We start from the raw sequence: 19961 nt of genomic DNA, 5'->3' as shown, positions 1-19961 counted from the left end.
CGAGCGGCTTCGACTTGCCGGAAACGAAATCCACATAATGCGCCAGCGTGTGCGAGATCACCTCCGGCTGCTCATGGATTTCCTTTTCCATGAAATGCCGGCGGTTGCCCTTGTCGACCATGAAGCTGGTCGACAGCGACTGCTGCCGCTTGCGGTCGACCTTGTTGCCGTCGATGTCGTAGATGGTCACGCCTTCGCGGCGAACCACCGCCCAGTCGCCGTCCTCGAGATAGGTGATCGAGTTGGTGAAGGGCGCCAGCGCGATGGCGTCGGAACCCAGAAACATCTCGCCCTCGCCATGGCCGACGGCCAGAGGCGGACCGTTGCGGGCGCCGACGATCAGGTCCTCGTCGCCCTGGAACATGATTGCCAGCGCGAACGCGCCGGACAGCCGCTTAAGCGCCGCATGCGCGGCTCCCACGGGCTTCAGGCCCCTGGCGAGCTCGCGCGCCACCAGATGCGCCACGACCTCGGTGTCGGTCTGCGAGGCGAACTTGTAGCCGTCGCGGGTGAGTTCGTCGCGCAGCTCGGCGAAATTCTCGATGATGCCGTTGTGGACGATGGCGACGCCGTTGGAAAAATGCGGATGCGCGTTGGTCTCGTTGGGCACGCCGTGCGTTGCCCAGCGCGTGTGGCCGATGCCGATCGTGCCGTCGAGCGGCTCGTCCTTGAGTCGCCGCTCGAGGTTGATGAGCTTGCCTTCGGCGCGGCGGCGTCCGAGCTCGCCCTTCTCGATGGTGGCGACACCGGCCGAGTCGTAGCCGCGATATTCAAGCCGCTTCAGCGCGTCGACGATGAGCGGCGCGACCTGCGAATGGCCGACGATTCCAACGATACCGCACATCGTACTTGCCTTCCCTTCAGCAGAAGATCGAGCTGGACATTCAGCGCAGATACTAACTCTGCCTCACAAGCAGCTGATCGTTCATTCGAAGGAACGCAACACGGTCTGGACACCTTCCGAAGTCCACTCAGTGACTGCGGCGCAGTCCCCAACCCAAAAGGGCTCCGACTTTGAATTTGTCAGACCTCCTGCAGGAATTCGGCGATCGCGAGCTGTCTGGCGAGGACGCCAGACACAACTACCCTTGCCTATCGGCGAGTTGTCATGCCAGCGGCGACGGGCAGAACCGTGGGGCCGATTATCCAACGCATTTTAACATATGTTGCCCGACCGAGGTCTGATGCGCCCGGGCATTGGTCCATGGTGTGAAACGATTAGGCCGCCGCGTCATTTGGGAGACTGTCAGAAATGTATCTCTCAATTCAGCCCCTGGCGGGCGGCCTTTCAGTGCAGCCGCCGCGACCGTCCGGGGCAATAGGGACCGTGAGGCAGGGGTGCCAATTCCTCAATATCTAAACGACCAGACGCTCAGCTTTGAATGTCCGCGATGCCACCATCTCATCGCAAGGAAGGGCTCATGGTTCAAGGTCATCTCCACATTCGAATGCCCGGCCTGCGGTGCAACGTTGCGTCTTGGCTATCCAGAAAAGCTGCGAATTTTTGAGCGCCACAAGCACCTCGTTGGTCGACCAGCTGACCGTTGACAGGTCGGCTCAACACCGGCGGAGCCGAGATCGCTTGGCGCGACCATCGTCTGTTTGCACGGCGATTACATCCCCAGGTGTTGATAGTTTGAGGCTAGCCGACCTTGCCCAGGGTCGGTTAGGCCCGACGGTTCGCCAAACGCACCCCAACGTCGCAACTGTCGGGCCGCCTATAGGGACACCATCGCCGATTGTATTCCTCATCTTAGAGGCAACTTGGGAGCGAAATCTCCCGCTGGATATAAGGCAAGACCATCGAACATTCCATCCCCAGCTGGTACCCGAACGCCGCCTGGTTGCCCAGGTCGCGGATACCGACTACTTGGATGCGCACATGCTCATGCCAACCGAAGCTTTGGCTTCAGTATTCGGCCCGCCCAAGGATCTATGTTGAGACCGCTGCGCATCGAGCAAGGCTGCTCCTACGCCTGATAGAATTCCCGATACCATTGAACGAAACGCGGAACTCCAATCTCGACGGGGATCGTGGGCCTGAAGCCAGTTGACTTCTCTAGTGAGCTGACGTCCGCGGAGGTAGCCAAAACGTCGCCGGGCTGGGGGGGCATATGGTTGCGGTTGGCCTTTCTGCCAAGTGCACCCTCCAGAACTTCGATCAATCGGTTGAGCTCAACTGGGGAATTTCCGCCGATATTGTGTATCCTGAAGGGTGCGTTGCTGCTTGCCGGATCAGGTGCCGCGCTACTCCATTCTGCATTGGCTCTCGCGGGCTGTTGCATCACGCGGACCACACCCTCGATGATATCATCGATATAGGTGAAATCACGTTGCATGTTGCCATCATTGAAGACGTCGATCGGCGCGCCGGCAAGTATGGCCTTCGTGAAGATGAACAGGGCCATATCCGGCCGGCCCCATGGCCCATATACGGTGAAGAACCGTAGTCCCGTAGTCGGGAGCCTGAGAAGATGGCTGTAAGAATGCGCCATCAGTTCGTTGGCTTTCTTGCTGGCGGCGTACAGACTCAGTGGATGGTCGGCGGAATCTTTTTCCGAGAAGGGCGTACGTGTGCTGCCACCGTAGATCGAGCTCGACGATGCGTAGACCAGATGACGAACAGAAGCGTGCCGGCATCCCTCGAGGACATTGAGGAACCCTTTGAGATTGCTTTCCCCATACGCGTGCGGATTTACCAGCGAGTAGCGTACTCCGGCCTGTGCCGCGAGATTGACGACGATCTCGGGATCGACTGAGCCGAACAGCGCCGAAATACGGGTCCAGTCCGCGAGATCGGCGTGCTCGAATTCAAAATGTGGAAATTCTAGCAGCCTATCGAGCCGCGCGCGCTTCAGGTTGACGTCGTAATACTCGTTCAAGGAATCGAGCCCGACGACTTTCCATCCGTCGCAAAGCAGCCTCCGGCAGAGATGAAAGCCGATAAATCCGGCTGCTCCAGTGATCAGAACGGGCCTGCTGACGGTCATGCATATCCCAAAGCTTACAAGTCGGACCAACCTCACGAACGTTTTGCATTTCACGTCTGTTGAACGCGAGACGCATCATCAGAATGATCGATGAAAGTTTCGCCACGCAGATCGATAACCGGAACATCACTTTTAGCTCAGGCAAGCCATGCTCCCGGCGTACTTGAAGGCAACTGCGGCGGATCACGACCTTGATGAGGCACCTCTTGCCCTGGAGGAGTCCAGGTGGACTGACGTGGCTACCTACGCACTGGACGACGGCGGACCGATCCTGCGCCCATATCCGCCTTTGCCAGGCGAATTTGCGGAAATCGGGATCGCTCATCATCTTGAAACCATCGTGAGGCGATACCCCGACAAGGTCGCGATCAATGATGGCTCGGAGCAACTGTCATATTCGGCGCTCGGCGCGGCGGTTGAAAAGCTGTCGCGCCGCGTTGCAAGGTCTGCGGCGCAAGGCAGCCCGGTCGGTATCTGCCAGCCAAGTTCCGTCTGGAACGTCGTTGCCATGCTCGCAACGATTGCCGCCGGGCGGATTTCAGTGCCGCTGAACGCAAAGGACCCCGACGCCCGGATCCTGGAGATTGTGTCAGCGGCCAGGCTGTGCGCGATGCTGGGACTGGGCCACAGGCCCGGCGACCTGCCGGCGGACGTCGAATGGATTGATGTGGGCGCCGACGCGGACGGTGACCTTTTGGCCGCGCCGCTTCCCTCGCCCTGCGTCGATCAGCCGGCGATCGTCCTTTATACTTCGGGCAGCACGGGGCGTCCCAAGGGCATAGTCAACAGCCAGCGCGCCCTGCTTTGGCGCGTGCAACAATATGTCGATGCATGTCACATCAACTCGGACGATGTCTTTCTTCCCCTGACAGGCCCGGCCACGATTGCCGGCTGTCGCGAAATTCTTGCGGCCGTCCTGACAGGCGCCACCTTGCAGCTCGTCGATCTGGAAGCGATTGGCCTGCGCGGCGTTTGCGCCAGGATCAAGGACCAGGGCACCACAGTCACCTACCTGGTGCCGGCCTTACTTCGCGCGCTCCTGTCCAGTTCTCCCCTCGAAACGTTCAGGTCGCTGCGGGTCGTGCGGGTCGGCGGAGAAAGAGTCCTCTGGAGCGATATTGCGCTTCTGCGCAAAGCAGTTTCGCCGGGTTGTCTTGTCCAGATTGGCTATTCGTCGACAGAGACCACCGGATCACAGTGGTTCTTGCCCCCGCAACCGGCAGACGCCGAGGCGGATGTGCCGGTTGGGCGTCTGTTGCCGGGCATAGCCTTTGCGATAGTGAACGAGCAGGGACGTGCCGCACTCGCCGACGAGACGGGCGAGTTGGTGATAAAAAGCCCTTATGTGCTTCTCGGGCACTGGGAAAATGGCGCCGTCCTTCCCGCTGATCCCGACCCCGTTGACCCCAACCAACGGATTTTTGCCACCGGCGATCTTGTGCGATTGGGTGGCGATGGCCTGTTGAGGATCATTGGCCGAAAGGGTCGCCAGATAAAGATCAACGGCCGCCGCATCGAGCCAGCCGAACTCGAGAGGGTAATGCGATCGGCCTCATTCGTTCAGGAAGCAGTGGCGGTGGTGACGGAGACAAACGAGCTTATCGCGTTCGCAATCCCGAATAATGCTGCCGGCCCACGTTTCACAGACGATCTTCGCAGGCTGATTGCAGATGCGTTGCCTTCGCCCTTGCGGCCGCTGCGACTTCACCGCGTGGATCAGATCCCCCGCCTTAGCGGCGGAAAGGTTGACCTGGCGAAACTTGCAAAGATGGACCATCTGGCAAGGAAGCCGACGACCATTGCCGATCCGCCAGGTCCAGGAAATGATTTCCAAACACGTCAGCTGGTGGAAAAGGCGTGGCGCAAGGTTCTCAACACACACGTAGCAGCAGGGCGATGGGATGAAGCCGGAGGGGACTCACTGAAACTGCTGCATTGCGTCATGGAGATCGAGACGCTCATCGGCCAGGAACTGGGCCTCGAGGGCTTCACCGTTTCGATGACCGCGGATGAGATGGTCAGGGCCGTAGTCGCGGCGCAGGTAGCCTCTTACGGCAAAGCCGCCCCGGAGCATGATCCGCCGCTGCTTTTTCTATTTCCTGGATCTGTCGGTTACGGTCCAAGCCTTGCCGCCTTCGCATCGGCGATGCGGGCGACCGCAAAGGTCGTACCGGTTCGCTACCCAGGTCTCGCGATGATCCTCAAGGGTCAACGCGACCTGGCAAGCATGACGGATGCTGCGGTCCAACAGATCAACCGTGTCCAGCCATCGGGGAATGTCCGGCTACTTGGCCACTCGCTGGGCGGGGCGGTCGCAATGGAAGTCGCCGCCCGCCTGCTTGAGGCCGGCCGGCCCGTGAGGTTCGTGGGGATCCTGGATACCAGCCTCGAGGGTGAGCGCAGCCGCCTTTGGGATACGGTTGCACGCACATTGCGCAGACTACGCTCCAACCGTATCTCGTTTTATCGCGTTGCCTGTCGCGCACTCGCGAAGATCACGGTCAGAATGGGTCATGAAAGCCGTCTTGCAGACGCGATCGACCGTTACACCGATGGCCAGTTCAACGGGGCTTGCTTCCGCATCAAGCTTGAGCTGCAAGAGGTGCTGCGGGCTCAGGCGTTCTTCCACTGGCTGAAGGAACCTAAGCCAGCACTTCCAATCCATGGCACGCTGTTTCGCTGCGCCCGCCCGGGCATGTCCCTCGCCATCGGATGGGATCGGGTGTTCAGCCACCTTCAGGTTGTTCCAGTCGTCGGCAGCCACATCGATCTGGTCGCCGAGCCACATGTCGCAACCAACCGACCGCTGATCGAGAAGGCCGTTCTGGAGACCTATACGGCGGTCGAAACGCTTCGACGGGCGGGCTAGCAAGCATGATTTCGAAATTCACAAGGCAAGCATTGGAATTGGACGCCGCCACAGAAGCAGACCGCATCATTTCATCGACGCGCGAACAGGTTCTGGTTACGCTTCGGCGGCGCGGCGTGGTGGTCGGGCTGTCGGGTGGCATCGACAGTTCCGTCGTCGCATCCTTGTGTGTACGCGCCTTCGGCAAGGAAAAGGTGCTTGGCATACTGATGCCGGAGCGAGACTCCTCGGGCGACTCGCTGAGGCTGGGACGTGTCATCGCGGCCCAGCTCGGCATCGCCACTCTGGTCGAGGACATTGCCCCGGCGCTCGATGCCATAGGCGCATACCGGCGGCAGAGCGAGGCGATCCGCTCCGTCGTTCCTGACTATGACGAAGGGTGGAAATGCAAGCTGGTGCTGACCTCCATTCTGGAAAGCCAGGGCCTCAACATCACCCGTCTTACGGTTCAAGATCCGAATGGGAGGACCAAAACGGTCCGGCTGCCTCCGGCAGCCTACCTGCAGATTGTTGCCGCGACCAACTATAAGCAGCGCATCCGCAAGATGACCGAGTACTACCATGCGGACCGTCTCGGTTACGCTGTTGCGGGTACACCCAACCGGCTCGAATACGACCAGGGTTTCTTCGTCAAGCAGGGCGACGGCATCGCCGACGTGATGCCGATCGTGCACCTCTACAAGACACAGGTCTACCAGTTGGCTGAATATCTCGGGGTGGACGAGGAAATCCGCCGCAGGCCCCCGACCACCGACACGTTCTCCCTGGCGCAAAGCCAGGAGGAGTTCTACTTTGCTCTGCCTTACCAGCTCACCGATCTGTGCCTTTTCGGCCTGAACCATGGGATAGGAGCCGACGAGGTAGCGGCGGCGGCGGGCCTCACCGGCAGCCAGGTCGAAAAGGTCTTCAAGGACATCGAAGCCAAGCGCCGCGGAGCGCGTTATCTGCACTCTCGCCCTTTGCCATCCGTTCCGATGGACGTGGACTGAGCCGATGTGCGGGATCGCCGGAATATTGGCGCTGAACGCCACGGCGAAGCCGCCTTCCCGGGAGGCCTTGCTACGCATGGCTGCCGCGGCTTCCCATCGTGGTCCAGACGAGCGGGGGCTCTACCGTGACAGACGTGCCGGCCTGGCGCATGCCCGTTTATCCGTAGTCGATCTCCAGCACGGCCAGCAGCCGCTTGCCGATGCAGAAGGCCTGACCTGGATAGTGTTCAACGGCGAGATCTTCAATTACCTCGAGTTGCGGGACCGGTTGATCGCTCTTGGCCATCGGTTTCGCACCCGCTCCGATACCGAAGTCGTCCTGCATGCCTATCAGGAGTGGGGACAGGCCGCGTTCGAACGGTTGAATGGCCAATGGGCTTTGGCGATCTGGAATGCGGTTTCTGGGCGCCTGGTGCTGTCACGCGATCGCTATGGCATCTGCCCGCTGCATTTTTGCGAGCACGGCGGCCACCTTTTCTTTGCCAGCGAAATAAAGGCGATTTTCGCGTCCGATGCCTCCATACCGCGCAGCCTCGACCCGGCGGGCCTTGACCAGACCTTCACCCTGTGGGCGGCTGTCGCTCCGCAGACCGTATTCCAAGGCATCCGCGAAGTTCGTCCTGGGCATGTCCGCGTCTACGACAAGGGCGTGGCGCACGAACAGGCATTCTGGCAGCCGCGCTTTCCGAAAATTGGCGACCAGGACGAGGATCGGTTCAGAGGCTCCTTGAATGAAGCCGTCGAGGTGGTGCAGGCGGCTCTGGAAGCCGCGACGGCCTCGCGAATGACGCAGGCCGATGTTCCGGTCGGCTGCTATCTGTCGGGTGGGCTCGACAGCTCCCTTGTCGCGAAGCTCGGAAGGCGCTTCGCCGGTGAGCGTTTCCACACCTTCTCGCTGCGTTTCGCCGATGCCGAATATGACGAGACCGATTTCCAGCGTCTGGTTGCCGCGCGGACGGCAAGCGAGCACCACGAAATCGTTGTTTCGCGGGGCGACATCGCAGATGTCTTTCCGGACGTGGTCCGCCACGCGGAGCGGCCAATCCTCCGAACCGCTCCGGCGCCGCTCTTCCTGCTTTCGAGGCTGGTCCGCGAACGCGGCATCAAGGTGGTGCTGACCGGGGAAGGCGCCGACGAGATGTTCGCTGGCTACGACCTGTTTCGCGAAGGCAAGATTCGCCGCTTCTGGGGACGCCAGCCGACGTCGACGAGGCGCGCGCTCCTGCTTCAGCGGCTTTATCCTTATCTCTCGCGCTCTCCCGTCCATGAGCAGGCGCTGGCGCGGCAATTCTTCGGGCGCAACATTGCGGCTCACCAAGCGCCTGGCTTCGCGCACGACACGCGCTGGCGCACGACGAGTGCAATCAAGCGATTGTTCTGCCCGGATATATCCGCCGCCGTGGAGCGCTCCGACGCCGTGACCGAACTGCTCTCGATGCTGCCGGCAGAATTTCGCCGCTGGAATCCCCTCGCTCAGGATCAGCACCTGGAGATCCAAACCTTGATGTCGAGCTACCTGCTTTCCGCGCAGGGCGACAGGATGTTGATGGCTCACTCCGTCGAGGGCCGCTTCCCCTTCCTGGACGATAACGTCGCTGCCCTGGCAAACAAACTGCCGGACGCTTACAAGCTGCACGGCCTTGATGAAAAACATGTGCTGAAGCGCATGGCGGCGCCCCTCCTGCCGCTGGAAGTCGTCGCCCGAAAGAAGCAGCCCTATCGGGCTCCGAATGCGCTCAGTTTCTTCGCCAGCGACGCACCGGCTTACGTCGGCGATGCATTGTCCGAGACGGCACTGCGTGCAGCTGGCGTATTCGACGTCAAGTCGGTGACCAGTCTGGTCAGGAAGTGCCAGGCCAAAACCGGCGGCGGCGATATGTCGAACACCGACAACATGGCTCTGGTGGGAGTGCTGTCGACGCAGCTTCTCCATCAGCAATTTGTAGCGGTCAGGCCCGGTAGCGCAGTGGTGCCGGACCTAAGCGTCGATGTCGACTATGAGAACAGGCAAAGGGTGCCAGCGTGATCCACGATGCTGTACCGCTCCTGCAAGACTATCTCGTCCGGTCGGCCGGCCGCCTCGCCGACAAGGTAGCGTTGGTCTGCAACAGGCAACGCCTCACCTATGCCGAAATCGATGAGCGTTCGAATGGAATCGCACGCTATCTAGCGACCGCTGGCGTGCAACGCGGCGACCGCGTGATGATCTTCGCCGACAACACAGCGGAGACGGTCATCAGTTTCTGGGCGGTGCTGAAAGCGAACGCAGTCGTGTGCATCGTCAACCCGCTCACCAAAAGCGCCAAGCTTGATTATCTGCTCAATGACTGCCGACCGGCGGCGCTGATCACCGACCAGCATCTTCGCTCGGTATTCAGTGGACCTGCGCACACGTGTCGATCGTTGTGCCAGGTGATCGTATCAGGGCCGATCGAGGAGGACGAGCTCAGCCGGCTGCCCAGCGCCGTACGCTGGGAAAAGGCCGCCGAAAGAACGTCGGCTGGTCCGGAACGCAAATCGATTGACATCGATCTCGCCGCCATCGTCTACACGTCCGGATCCACCGGCGAGCCCAAAGGCGTGATGCTGACGCACCGCAACATGACCGCCGCATGCACTTCGATCGCGTCATATCTGGAGCTTCGCGAGGACGAAGTCATTCTCAACGTCCTGCCTCTCGCCTTTGACTACGGTCTCTATCAGATGCTGATGGCCTTCCGCGCCGGCGCCCGGCTGGTTCTCGAGCGCTCCTTCGCCTTTCCGGCGCGGATCCTTCAGATCATCAAAGACGAGAAGATCACCGGCTTTCCCGGCGTGCCCACCATCTTCGCTTCGCTGGCGGAACTGAAGTCGCTGAAGAACCATGACTTTTCGAGCATCCGCTATGTCACCAACACCGCCGCCGCACTGCCGCTCAAGCATATCGCCATGCTCAGGGAGCTGTTTTCGGGCGCCAGGATCTATTCAATGTACGGGCTCACCGAGTGCAAGCGCTGCACTTATCTGCCGCCCGAGGATCTCGTTCGAAAGCCACTGAGCGTCGGAATAGCTATCCCGAACACCGAGATGTGGATCGTCGACGACAAGGACCGACGGGTGGAGCCCGGCAACGTCGGCCAGCTCGTCATCCGCGGCGCGACGGTGATGAAAGGTTATTGGGGCAAGCCGGAAGAGACCGCCACGCGGCTGAAGCCGGGTCCCTTGCCGGGCGAGCTGGTGCTTTACACCGGCGACTACTGCCGCATGGATGCCGAGGGCTATCTTTACTTCGTCGGTCGTGGCGACGAGATCATAAAATCCCGGGGAGAGAAGGTTTCCCCGAAGGAAGTCGAAAACGCGCTGGTGAACATTCCAGGCGTCAAGGAGGCTGCCGTGGTCGGCGTCCCCGATGAACTTCTGGGCCAAGCTGTCAAAGCCTTCGTGGTGCTGGAGCAGGGCGAGCGTGCAGGTGAGCGGCAGCTCCAGATGGAATGCCAGAAGCGGCTCGAGAACTTCATGGTCCCAAAGTCCATCGTCATTGTATCCAGCCTGCCAAGGACGGAGACAGGAAAACTCAAAAAGGTTGCGCTTTTGTAGCCGCGTTGGGGTGCACAGCGTATTTAGTTTTAACCGGAGAGCGGATTATGGATGCGATTTCGGCAACGAAGTTCGAGGGCGAGATTTACACCAGACAAATCCGCGATTTTCTGGCGTCGAACTTTTACATCGCCGACGTGAAATCACTCAGCGCCACGCAGTCGCTGCTCGACCAGGGCATTGTCGATTCCACCGGCGTGCTCGAGGTCATCGGCTTCATTGAAGAGACCTTTGGCATCATGGTCGAAGACAGCGAGCTACTGCCGGAGAACCTCGATTCAATACAGGGAATAGCGCAGTTCATCGCCCGCAAGAGAGCATGAGCCGGTGAATGTTGCGTCGCAGGCAAGCTTGGCGTTCGGCGCTTCGGTGAGGAGTGGGACCCAGGCAGCCTGCGCAGATCAAGACGGCAAAACCGCCTCTGAACTTCCTGGAATCACCGATCCTAAATCCGCGGTTTCGCGTATCCAAGCACGACACGCGCCTCGCCGGCGCCGTTGCTGACGGTGCGAACGCCGTCGTAGCTCCTGCTGCGCTCGAACAGACCTGCGACCTGACGCTCCTGGCCCAGTCCTACCTCGAACAGAAGCGCGCCCCCAGGTCGCAGATAAAGATGCGCATCTTTGACCACGCGCATGTGGATAGCGATGCCGTAGGGTCCGGCCGCGAAGGCTTCACGCGGCTCGAGAGTGATCAGATGTGAGCGGTCGCCCTCTAGCCGTTTGTCCGAGATGTAGGGCGGATTGCAAACGACAACATCGATCGAACCTGGAGCCACCAGGGTGGACAAAGGTTCGAAAAGATCGCCCTGCATGACCGACACTCGGTTGGCCAATCCGTGATGGGAGACGTTGCGGCGCGCCACCTCGACACAACTATCGGTAAGATCGCTGGCCCAGACCTGCGCCGTAGCAACATGATGGCCGATGCCACAGGCCAGATTTCCGGCGCCGCAGCACATATCAACGACACGCGGCGCCGGCAGCTTCATTTGACGCAAAAGGTCGACCGCGGTCGAGCCTAGCAGCTCCGTCTCCGGCCTCGGGACAAGGGCGCCTGAGGAAACCAGCATCTCCACGCCCATGAAGATGGTGCTGCCTTTGCTGTAGGCGTGGGCGACATCGATATCCTCGCTCAAGACCTGCCTCCATCCTCGAAGCCGAGCGGTCGCCTGGGCGACGTAGCGCTATTGCGCTGCCGCGCTTTCCATCTCGTTGTTGAACCGGACCTCGATGGTGTCTCCCGGCGCTACCTCGGTGTCCTCGTCCGATGCTTGCTTGCGCCATTGCCCATCGACGTTTCGGACGATCGTCATCTGAGCTCGAACGGTTTCGCCGGCGATCGACAAAGGCGCGGCGGTCGCACCCAAGGGCTGGAGTTTCTGGCTTGCCGCGCGCAGCCTGGTGCCGATATCGGCGAGGCGAACCTCCGTATCTCGCAACTCGTTCAACAGACCGATGCGCCTTTGGTTCTCGTTGCGTTCGATTTGCCTGACAAAGTCTTCCTGCTGGCGCTGCGTTCGCATCAGTTCCACCGAGGTTTCCAGCGCACGGGTTGACGAAAGCAGGACGGCGCGACGGACATCGGCAAGTCTGTTGTTAGTGAGGTTGCCAGCTTTGAACGCCTTGGTGACCTGCTGCAAATCGTCTTCATCGGCCTTCACTCCGGCCGCTTCATCCTGTGCGCGCTTCGTCAGCGTTTCGATCTGCGCTGCAGCATCCTTTGCGCCCTTTTCGACAAAGCTCTGTTCTTGTTTGAAATTGTTCAAGGAGAGCTTTAACGCTTCCGCTTCGGCCTTCGCCAATCCTGCTGCCAGCGCCGGGGCAAGGGGCGATCCCTGTGGCGGCTGGGTGTCGAAGTTTTCCTGCTTGTCCAGTTCGGCGCGCAGGCGGGCGCTGTGAAAATATTCCCTAGTGTATTCGCCCCAGATCATCTCGTAATCACGTCGGAGATCGATGGGGTCCGGGCCTGCCTGGTTGGTGCGCGCCCGCAATAGGCTGAACCCGCCGGCGACCGCGATTGCCTGTCGCACCGTCATGAGCGGACGATAGGCCTGCTGTCCGGGGGTGAGCACGTCGCCGGTAACATAGATCGGGCGATACTCGGCGATTGTCGCTGTCACGTCGCTCGGCCTTACGACCGCCATCTGTTCGCGACCGTCCGGCGCGCGGACGTGAAAGATCTTGGTCGGCAGGATCGTTTGCATTCGGCTTTGCAATTCTGGCCGCGTCAGGCCACCGACGGAAACTGCGCCGACTTCAGGCAGCACGATCGTGCCGTCCACCTGGACGACCGCGCGTTGGGTCCGGTCTGCGATGGAAGCAATTCCGATCTCGACCGTGTCGCCGGGCGAAATCCGATAGAGGGACGACGTGTCGGCCGCCACGGCCAATGACGCGGTGCCTAAAACCGCGAGAACCGCAACGGAGAACCGGCTATGGCTGGCCATTTGAAGCGACCTCCTTCGGAATTTGACATTCGCTTGAATCGAAGCATGCGACCTGTCGCGGAGCGTGTCCCCGGACATGCCGCATGCATTTGGCGCCAATGATACGATACAGCCTTTTGCGTGCTGTACGAGAATAATGGAATGCGTCGGCGCGATGGCCGGCTTGGGCGACGCAAAGGAATAAGCGCGTACCTTCGCTGACCGCACGCAGCCCACGGGCCGAGGGTGCAGTAGGCACCGCGGCAGTGCGGCAGGAAGAGTGGTCAGCTTCACGTCATGTAGCCCATTTCATGGCGCACCAGCCCACGGTTGAGACGCGTCCGCCACCACGCAATGGTTCGTTTCAGGCCCTCGCGCAGGTCCGTGTGCGCCCTCCACCCGGTCGCGCGCTCAAGCCGGGACGAATCCGCCAGCAGCGCGCGAACCTCGGAATTTTGCGGGCGCAGCCGGCTCTCGTCGCGGCGCACAGGCTTGTTGGAGCCGCTCAGTTCCACCACCAGATCGAGCACGTCCGAAATGGTCACGGCACGCTGGCTTCCGGCGTTGTAGGCATGGCCGAATTCGAGGTCAGCCGAACCGGCGCTAAGAAACGCCGCGGCAGTGTCTTCGACAAAGGTCAGGTCACGGACCGGACTTGTGTCTCCCACCATGATGGCCGGGCAGTTCGCATCGATCGCTTGCCTGATGAGGGTGGGAACGATCGCACGCTCGCTTTGCCGCGGCCCGAAGGCATTGAATGGACGAAGCATCACGACCGGCACGTCGAAGGAGCGCGCGTAAGACTCGGCCATCATATCGGCTCCGATTTTCGAAGCTGAATATGGCGACTGCCCCTGCAGCGGATGGGATTCACTGATCGGCATCGTCAATGCGGTGCCGTAAACCTCACTGGTGGATGTATGCACCACACGCTCGGTATCCCACTGGCGTGCCGCTTCCAGGACATTGACGGTGCCCATGATGTTGGTCTCAACATAGGACTGGGCGGCCGCATAGGAATAGGGGATAGCGATCAACGCGGCGAGATGGAACACGACGGACTGGCCGCGGACGATCCGATTCAAGAACGCGCTGTCGCGAACATCGCCGCGAACCAGCTTGAGGTGGTTGCGGATCTCGTCCGGGAGATCATCGAGCCATCCATGGCTGTCGAAGGAATTATAAAGAGCCAAGGCAGTCACATCGGCTCCGCCGCGGACCAGAGCCTCAGTAAGGTGCGATCCGATGAACCCATCCGCTCCGGTCACCAGAACTCTTTTGCCTTTGTAGTTCATGATCAGACAATCCCTGCAGCACCTTGATTCGAACCGCCAAAAATGGCGACTACGTTTCGCTTGGACGCCCCGCCGTCATCCCAAGGACAATGAAAATTCCTCGAACGATCATTGCCGCATCCGACACAAGTGTCCGGCGCGCATAGTAGGAAAGATCAATCCTGGCTTTGGTCGGAAACAGCACCTCTCTGTAGAAGGCTGTTGGCTCGACATCTCGGGGATAGAAGAGCGCCTCGTGGCGGAACTTGATCTGGGCAGGACCGAACAAGCCTGGCTTGTATTGCAGCACGGCTTCGTAGCCGTCCCTGAAGCAGTCGGCGAACGACAAGCTCTCCGGACGAGGGCCGACCAGGGCCATTTCGCCCTTCAGTACATTCCACAGCTGCGGCAGTTCATCCATCTTGCTGGAAGCGAGAAACCTGCCGACCCTTGTCAGGCGCTGGTCATTGGCAAGGGTTAATGCGAGGCCCGCCGCATCGCATCGCGGATAGAATTTTCGAAACTTGTACATTCGAAAGAGCTGGCCGCCCACGCCTATGCGGGTCTGAACAAAGATCACCGGGCGCCCACCTTCCAGCAGCAGAGCCACCGCAACAAGCAGCATCAGCGGCGAGAACACGACGAGGCACGAAATTGCCGCGAGGACATCCATGGCGCGCCGGGCAAAGCCGTGGTGTACCGACCTCGTGGCGAGCCGATGAATGGGCAGGTCCATCGCGTTCATGCAGCGGCCCCTTCACGCGTGCTCCTGACGAGTGTCGAGGCCAACGCATCCACCACGGCTTCCACGACTGGTGATGTGATCTGGGGATGCAGAGGAATGGTGAGCTCGCGTTCGGCGAAGCCTTCCGTGCACGGCAAGTGGACACCTGGGCAACGTTCGCGGTAGAGCGTCATTTGGTGCACGGGGGAGTAGTGGATCGTGGTCTGTATGCCTTGCGCACGCAGCCCGTCGATCACGTCTTGCCGGTTGACGTAGGCCGGCAAGAGAATTGGCATGATGTGGTATGCTGAGGTGCGGGGCTCGCTGAACGGTATTGAAATGTCCGGGCACCGCGTGGCGATGAGACGGCGGTAGAGCGCAACAAGAATGCGCCTGACGTCGTTCCACTCCTGCAGATTGCGCAACTGAACCAGGCCCAGCGCGGCCCGCATCTCGTCCATGCGGTAGTTGAAGCCCAACATCGTGACGTCGTATTGTGGGGTACGACTGTTCAGTCTCTGATGGGTCCCCGTTGTCATGCCGTGGCCGCGGGCTTGACGGATGGCGTCGAGTAGATCCGGGTCCCTCGAGATGACCGCGCCGCCTTCAGCGGTGGTCATGTTCTTGTTGCCGTAGAAGCTGAAGGCCGCCCCGGCGCCGAAAGTGCCAACTTCCTTGAGGCCGGGTGCGTGCGCTGCATCCTCCACGATGCAGAGGCCGCGCACGCTCGCGAATGCCTGCCAGTCTTCCTTGTGGGCCAGATAGCCTGCGAAGTGGACCAGAATCACGGCTCTCGTGCGTGGCGTACATCGGGCCTCTGCGTCAGCGACTGACATGAGAGGAACGTCGTCCGACTCTATGTCCACGAAAACCGGCGTGGCGCCGACATAGAGCACGGCGTTCACCGTCGCCACGAAAGTCAACGAAGGAACCAGCACCTCGTCGCCGGGTCCAATGCCAAGTGCGTGCAGGATGAGGTGAAGGGCTGCAGTGCACGAGTTGACGGCAACGCAATCATCGGCGCCATGCATCGCCGCGAATGCCTCTTCAAACGCCCGGACCCGCTCGCCCATTGTCAGCCAGCCGCTGTCGATCACTTTCGATAAGGCGGCCTTTTCCGGCACGCCCAATACGGGCTCACTAACCAGGAGCATCACAACCTCCGCTGAACTCGCCTGGTTTTAGACAGCTTCATGCTGCTGCGACCTCAATTGACGCCGACTGCTCCTCCCACGAAGTAGCCTGCGCTTTCTGGAAGTCCTCGACGCGACCGATGTCTAGCCAAAGACCGTCGTGCTTAAAGACATGGACGGGCTTGCCGCTCTGAAGCATCTGCAGCATTAGATCGTCGAATCCAAAAGGGATTCCCGACGGGATAAACTGCATGACGCCCGGATCCATGCAGTATATCCCCATACTAACCAAGTGTGAGAGCGACGGTTTCTCGCGAAAGACCTGGACGGTATCATTGACTTCGTCAATAACTCCGAAATCCATCTTGGTGATGCGCGAGGCAGTCGCGATGGTTACGAGGTCATTGTGTGCCTTATGCGCTGCCACGAAGCGGCTGAGGCTCAAGTCGGTAAGCACGTCGCCGTTGAGAACAAGAAACGGCTCATCCAACTCGTCCCTGATCAGGGACAGCGGCCCGATCGTCCCCAACGGCTCCATCTCCTGCGTGTAGCGGATCTTGATATTCCATTGCGAGCCGTCGCCGCACACGCTACGGATCAGATGTCCAAGATAGCCGGTCGTGACATAGACATTCTCGATGCCGTTGCGCCGCAGCCATTTAAGCAGCAATTCGAGCACTGGCCGGGCGCCGATCGGCATGAGAGGTTTCGGGAGCACCGAGGTGAACGGCCGAAGCCTGGTGCCCATTCCGCCGCATTGAATAACCGCTTTCATACGATCCTCCCGCACAAATGACCGACACGGCCAGTGACCAGAGTTTTGTCGATGACCGGCCTCTACGGACCTGGTCCCCGACCTCCTGCGAGAAAATTAGCCCTCTGACAGCGGCCTGTCGTCGTGCGTTCGAATGGCGATCTGTTCGTTGCCAATACGGATCATGTGCCGGCAAATCGAGGCCGAACATCGTCAGGTCGCGCCAGGGCGATCTCCTTGACGTGTCCTGCGGAGACCTTTGCGATGACCTTCTCGAAATTGTGAGGGTCGTCGCCGTTTACTTGTATCAGGGGCCATCCCTCCCGGTTCAAGCACTCGCCGACCTGCCTTGCCAAGTCAGCCTGCCTCAGTCCCCTTTCCACCCCGAGTTCGAACAGCAACACCTCGAGAAATGGTTGCTGCGCATATCGATCCACAAGGCGGCGGCGCAGAGTTTCTTGCGGCGCGTCCAATTGAACCAGGATATCCGGCCTCGGCAGGAACGCCAGGGTGTCGCGTATTGCGTCAACGCTGGGATTGCGCGCGAAAACCAGCATCGCGCACAGGGCCTGAATGAGGCCTTCCTCGAAGATAAAGCAGCCCTCGGATTCTTGCGCTATATGCCAGGACTCGCACAGCAGAGCGATGTCGACCTTCATTCGCCATGACCAGGTGCGGCTTCGAAGAGGGAGGGACGCCAGGAGACGCGCAGCGACACTGTTGTTCGGCAAGGTGGCCAGCAGGATGGGACCGCAAGTCGCGATCTTCCGGCCGATCCTGCCTATCCCGTGGCGCGTTTCGGGGACGTCTTGCGATGCCGATGCTTGTTCAATGAGCCGATAGCCGTTCACGGTCTTTACGCTAACGCCTCGTTCAGCCATGCCATGACAGACGCGGCGTAGGAGTGTGGTCTTGCCCGCGCCAGGCGGCCCGAATAGTTCGATGATCATGTCCGTGTGCGCGCCCCTGACAATCCGATCAGCTTTTCGCGGAGCCTTAGGTAGAATCCGGACCACGCCAACATTCGTTTGGATGATTGCGGTTCCTCGCGAGCCCTGTGAAGTCGTCGAACTGGATCACTTCGTGCCGGACTTGCACAGGCCGAAGAGTCGGCGGGCGGTCATGAAGGGCATGGACCCACCTGCTGAAGCCGTCGTATGTTCAGACGATGCGGGCCCTTCAAAGACGGGTTAGACAGAAGCCACCTGGCAAACAGTCGAGCGCAGGAGCCCCATGCACATGCAATCCGCCTCAGCCCCCTCTCCTCCCGGGCACGCGCTCTCACATGACTACCGCCTAAGCCATGCTGCCCAAGGCTGCGGCGCCATATACACCGCTACGTTTCAATCTGGCTATTACGGTGCGCTTTGGGAAAAAATTGAGAGACCCATCGTTGAGGAGATATTTCGCTCTGCAGGGGGGCCAGATCGTCGTTGCCTCGACTTTGCCTGTGGTACTGGCCGAATCACAAATGTGGCCGCGAGATTTTTTGGGACGGTCGTTGGGGTCGATGTGTCAGAACCTATGCTTGCAGGCGCGACGCCCTGCAGCAATGTGCGCCTTTGCCTCATCGACATTACCAATGAGCCGCTAAACGAACGATTCAACGTCGCTTCGGCTTTTCGGTTCTTTTTGAACGCAGATGAGGATCTAAGACGCCAGGCGCTGCTTGCGCTTCGAGAGCATCTTGTTGAAGGTGGTCAGCTTGTCTGCAATATTCACCTCAATGCAACCTCGCCGGCTGGGGTGGCCTCAAGGCTCCTCAACACGGTTGTCGGACGCACAAAATACAACACGCTAAGACTTGATCGCATGGAAGAGCTTCTGGCTGATGCGGGTTTTCTCGTCGAGAAAGTCATTCCGTACGGCTTCCTTCCTCGGCCTGGCCGGTTTGCCCCGGGCCTTTGCGAAGCGTTGGTGGGGCCCGCAGAGACAATGAGCAGGGCGCTTCAGATTCCTGCGCGACTTGCAGAAAGCTTCATCGTCGTGGCCGCAAAGCCCAAGCCGTCGCCATATCCGGTTTGATGTTCTCCTCGCACGCCGGCTCTTTCGCTTCCTAGCCTGATCCCTCGCAGGACCTGCGCCTTTGGGGGGCAGCCGCTTTCATTGGTGCGCTACAGATTGTCGAGTGCTTCACAGAAGTGCCCCGCTTCCGCTTGGCACAGTGTCGTTCAAAAGGAAGCGTGGCCAGTCTGATGTCCTGTTTTCTGGTTGGCGCCCGGATGGTGGCGACCAGGACGACCAGAATAGGCGCGGGTCTTTGAGCTCGAGCGGCTGCAACCGCCGCCTGCAGAATGAAAGAGAAACACGGACTGGAGGCAAGCGCCTGGCCCCACCAGCATGACCGGGCTCGATATGACGGCCTCCTCTGCGGCATGGTTAACACAAGGTAGCTTTTCTTCTTGCCGACGAATGCATTAGAGGTGCATAATCAAACCTGCGTTGCATCGTTGGGGATAGACCAACCGTGGGTAGCAGCTTGGTGCCAGCAGTATCGGGTCCGATATCGCTGCGATCGATTGGCGTTGAAGCCCCAATGTGCGCACGTGTGTGTGCGTTGGGGTAATATGTACAGGATTGTCATTGCCGATGATCACGGACTTTACAGGCGTGGCTTACGGCTGGCGCTTAGCGCTGGCATCGAAGACGCGGAGATACTGGAAGCTACGTGTTTTGACGCGGTTGTTAGCCTTCTGGCCGAGCAGGAGTGCGTCAACCTCGCGATGCTCGATCTGAACATGCCGGGTCTTTTCACCCAGGACGTGCTGGGGGATGTCCTGGTGGCCTACCCGAACACTCGGTTTGCGATAGTTTCCGGCAACGATTCGCGCTCGGAGATTCTGACCGCCCTCAATGTCGGCCTGCACGGCTATATCGTGAAGTCGCAAAGTGACGACGAAGTCGTGCTGGCTGTGAAGGAAATCCTTTCGGGTCGTATTTATGTACCGGCGCTGCTATCGCGACCAGGCAGTCACCAGCAACCCATTGATGCCCGCTACGGCGGCAGCAACGCCAGCGGTGGCTCTCTCGAAAGGCTCACACCCCGGCAAAAGGATGTGCTACGGCTGATGGCGGAGGGGTACTCCAACAAGGAAATAGCCCGAGATCTCGATATCGCCGAGGCTACGACGAAGATACATGTTGCCGCAGTCATGCGGGAATTGGGAGTTCGAAACCGAACGGAAGCGGCAGTTCTGATAAAGACCTGGCTCGGTTCGGTGTAA

General features: G+C 60.0%; 15 protein-coding genes and 1 pseudogene. 7 read left to right on the top strand and 9 right to left on the bottom strand.

Annotated elements, in window-relative coordinates:
* Positions 1-844: pseudogene (locus EOA23_RS08870) on the bottom strand (glutamine--fructose-6-phosphate aminotransferase); the annotation flags it as partial.
* 1126 nt (positions 845-1970) lie between these two features.
* Positions 1971-2990, bottom strand: a complete 1020-nt coding sequence (locus EOA23_RS08865) for an NAD-dependent epimerase (RefSeq protein WP_127303651.1) — start codon at positions 2988-2990, stop codon at positions 1971-1973.
* A gap of 163 nt (positions 2991-3153) precedes the next feature.
* Here EOA23_RS08865 and EOA23_RS08860 point away from each other — a divergent pair, with 163 nt between their 5' ends.
* From EOA23_RS08860 to EOA23_RS08840, 5 genes are read left to right on the top strand one after another with little or no spacing between them, the layout of a single operon-like run.
* Entirely contained in the window at positions 3154-5859 is a 2706-nt protein-coding gene (locus EOA23_RS08860) for an AMP-binding protein (protein WP_348628555.1), read from the top strand.
* Positions 5860-5864: 5 nt separating this feature from the next.
* Positions 5865-6848 carry an NAD(+) synthase gene (nadE, locus tag EOA23_RS08855; RefSeq protein WP_127303649.1) on the top strand — a complete coding sequence of 328 codons (984 nt, stop codon included), beginning with the start codon at positions 5865-5867 and terminating at the stop codon, positions 6846-6848.
* 4 nt (positions 6849-6852) lie between these two features.
* The gene (gene asnB, locus EOA23_RS08850) at positions 6853-8874 is read left to right on the top strand and encodes an asparagine synthase (glutamine-hydrolyzing) (RefSeq protein ID WP_127303648.1); all 2022 of its coding nucleotides are present in this window, start codon (positions 6853-6855) and stop codon (positions 8872-8874) included.
* Positions 8871-10424 (top strand): AMP-binding protein, encoded by a 1554-nt coding sequence (locus tag EOA23_RS08845; RefSeq protein WP_189341552.1) that lies wholly within the window; start codon positions 8871-8873, stop codon positions 10422-10424. The genes asnB and EOA23_RS08845 overlap by 4 nt, the downstream gene beginning before the upstream one ends.
* Positions 10425-10471: 47 nt before the next feature.
* Complete coding sequence (locus tag EOA23_RS08840; protein WP_126060838.1) at positions 10472-10747, top strand: acyl carrier protein; 276 nt, start codon at positions 10472-10474, stop codon at positions 10745-10747.
* 122 nt (positions 10748-10869) lie between these two features.
* Here EOA23_RS08840 and EOA23_RS08835 read toward each other — a convergent pair whose 3' ends face one another.
* The 7 genes from EOA23_RS08835 to EOA23_RS08805 all read right to left on the bottom strand — a co-directional run bounded on the left by EOA23_RS08835 (position 10870) and on the right by EOA23_RS08805 (position 17687).
* Positions 10870-11562, bottom strand: coding sequence for a class I SAM-dependent methyltransferase (locus EOA23_RS08835; protein ID WP_127303647.1), 693 nt, complete (start codon positions 11560-11562; stop codon positions 10870-10872).
* A 48-nt stretch (positions 11563-11610) separates the two neighbouring features.
* Positions 11611-12873 carry a polysaccharide biosynthesis/export family protein gene (locus EOA23_RS08830; RefSeq protein WP_127303646.1) on the bottom strand — a complete coding sequence of 421 codons (1263 nt, stop codon included), beginning with the start codon at positions 12871-12873 and terminating at the stop codon, positions 11611-11613.
* A gap of 269 nt (positions 12874-13142) precedes the next feature.
* Positions 13143-14147 (bottom strand): SDR family NAD(P)-dependent oxidoreductase, encoded by a 1005-nt coding sequence (locus tag EOA23_RS08825; protein WP_127303645.1) that lies wholly within the window; start codon positions 14145-14147, stop codon positions 13143-13145.
* A gap of 49 nt (positions 14148-14196) precedes the next feature.
* Positions 14197-14871 (bottom strand): sugar transferase, encoded by a 675-nt coding sequence (locus EOA23_RS08820; RefSeq protein ID WP_127303644.1) that lies wholly within the window; start codon positions 14869-14871, stop codon positions 14197-14199.
* Positions 14868-16004, bottom strand: coding sequence for a DegT/DnrJ/EryC1/StrS aminotransferase family protein (locus EOA23_RS08815; protein ID WP_126060833.1), 1137 nt, complete (start codon positions 16002-16004; stop codon positions 14868-14870). The genes EOA23_RS08820 and EOA23_RS08815 overlap by 4 nt, the downstream gene beginning before the upstream one ends.
* 37 nt (positions 16005-16041) lie before the next feature.
* Positions 16042-16758: a sugar phosphate nucleotidyltransferase gene (locus EOA23_RS08810; RefSeq protein WP_126060832.1), complete on the bottom strand. Its 717-nt coding sequence runs from the start codon at positions 16756-16758 to the stop codon at positions 16042-16044.
* 161 nt (positions 16759-16919) lie between these two features.
* Positions 16920-17687, bottom strand: a complete 768-nt coding sequence (locus EOA23_RS08805; protein ID WP_127303643.1) for an AAA family ATPase — start codon at positions 17685-17687, stop codon at positions 16920-16922.
* Between the two features lie 283 nt (positions 17688-17970).
* On the opposite strand from EOA23_RS08805, the gene EOA23_RS08800 reads away from it, so the two are divergent.
* Positions 17971-18762, top strand: coding sequence for a class I SAM-dependent methyltransferase (locus tag EOA23_RS08800; protein WP_348628554.1), 792 nt, complete (start codon positions 17971-17973; stop codon positions 18760-18762).
* A 542-nt stretch (positions 18763-19304) separates the two neighbouring features.
* Complete coding sequence (locus EOA23_RS08795) at positions 19305-19961, top strand: response regulator transcription factor (RefSeq protein WP_126060829.1); 657 nt, start codon at positions 19305-19307, stop codon at positions 19959-19961.

The sequence above is a fragment of the Mesorhizobium sp. M2A.F.Ca.ET.042.01.1.1 genome, assembly GCF_003997405.1.
Taxonomy (GTDB): Bacteria; Pseudomonadota; Alphaproteobacteria; order Rhizobiales; family Rhizobiaceae; genus Mesorhizobium.
The sequence above is the reverse complement of the archived record's forward strand: the minus strand, read 5'-3'. Positions and strand labels throughout refer to the sequence as shown.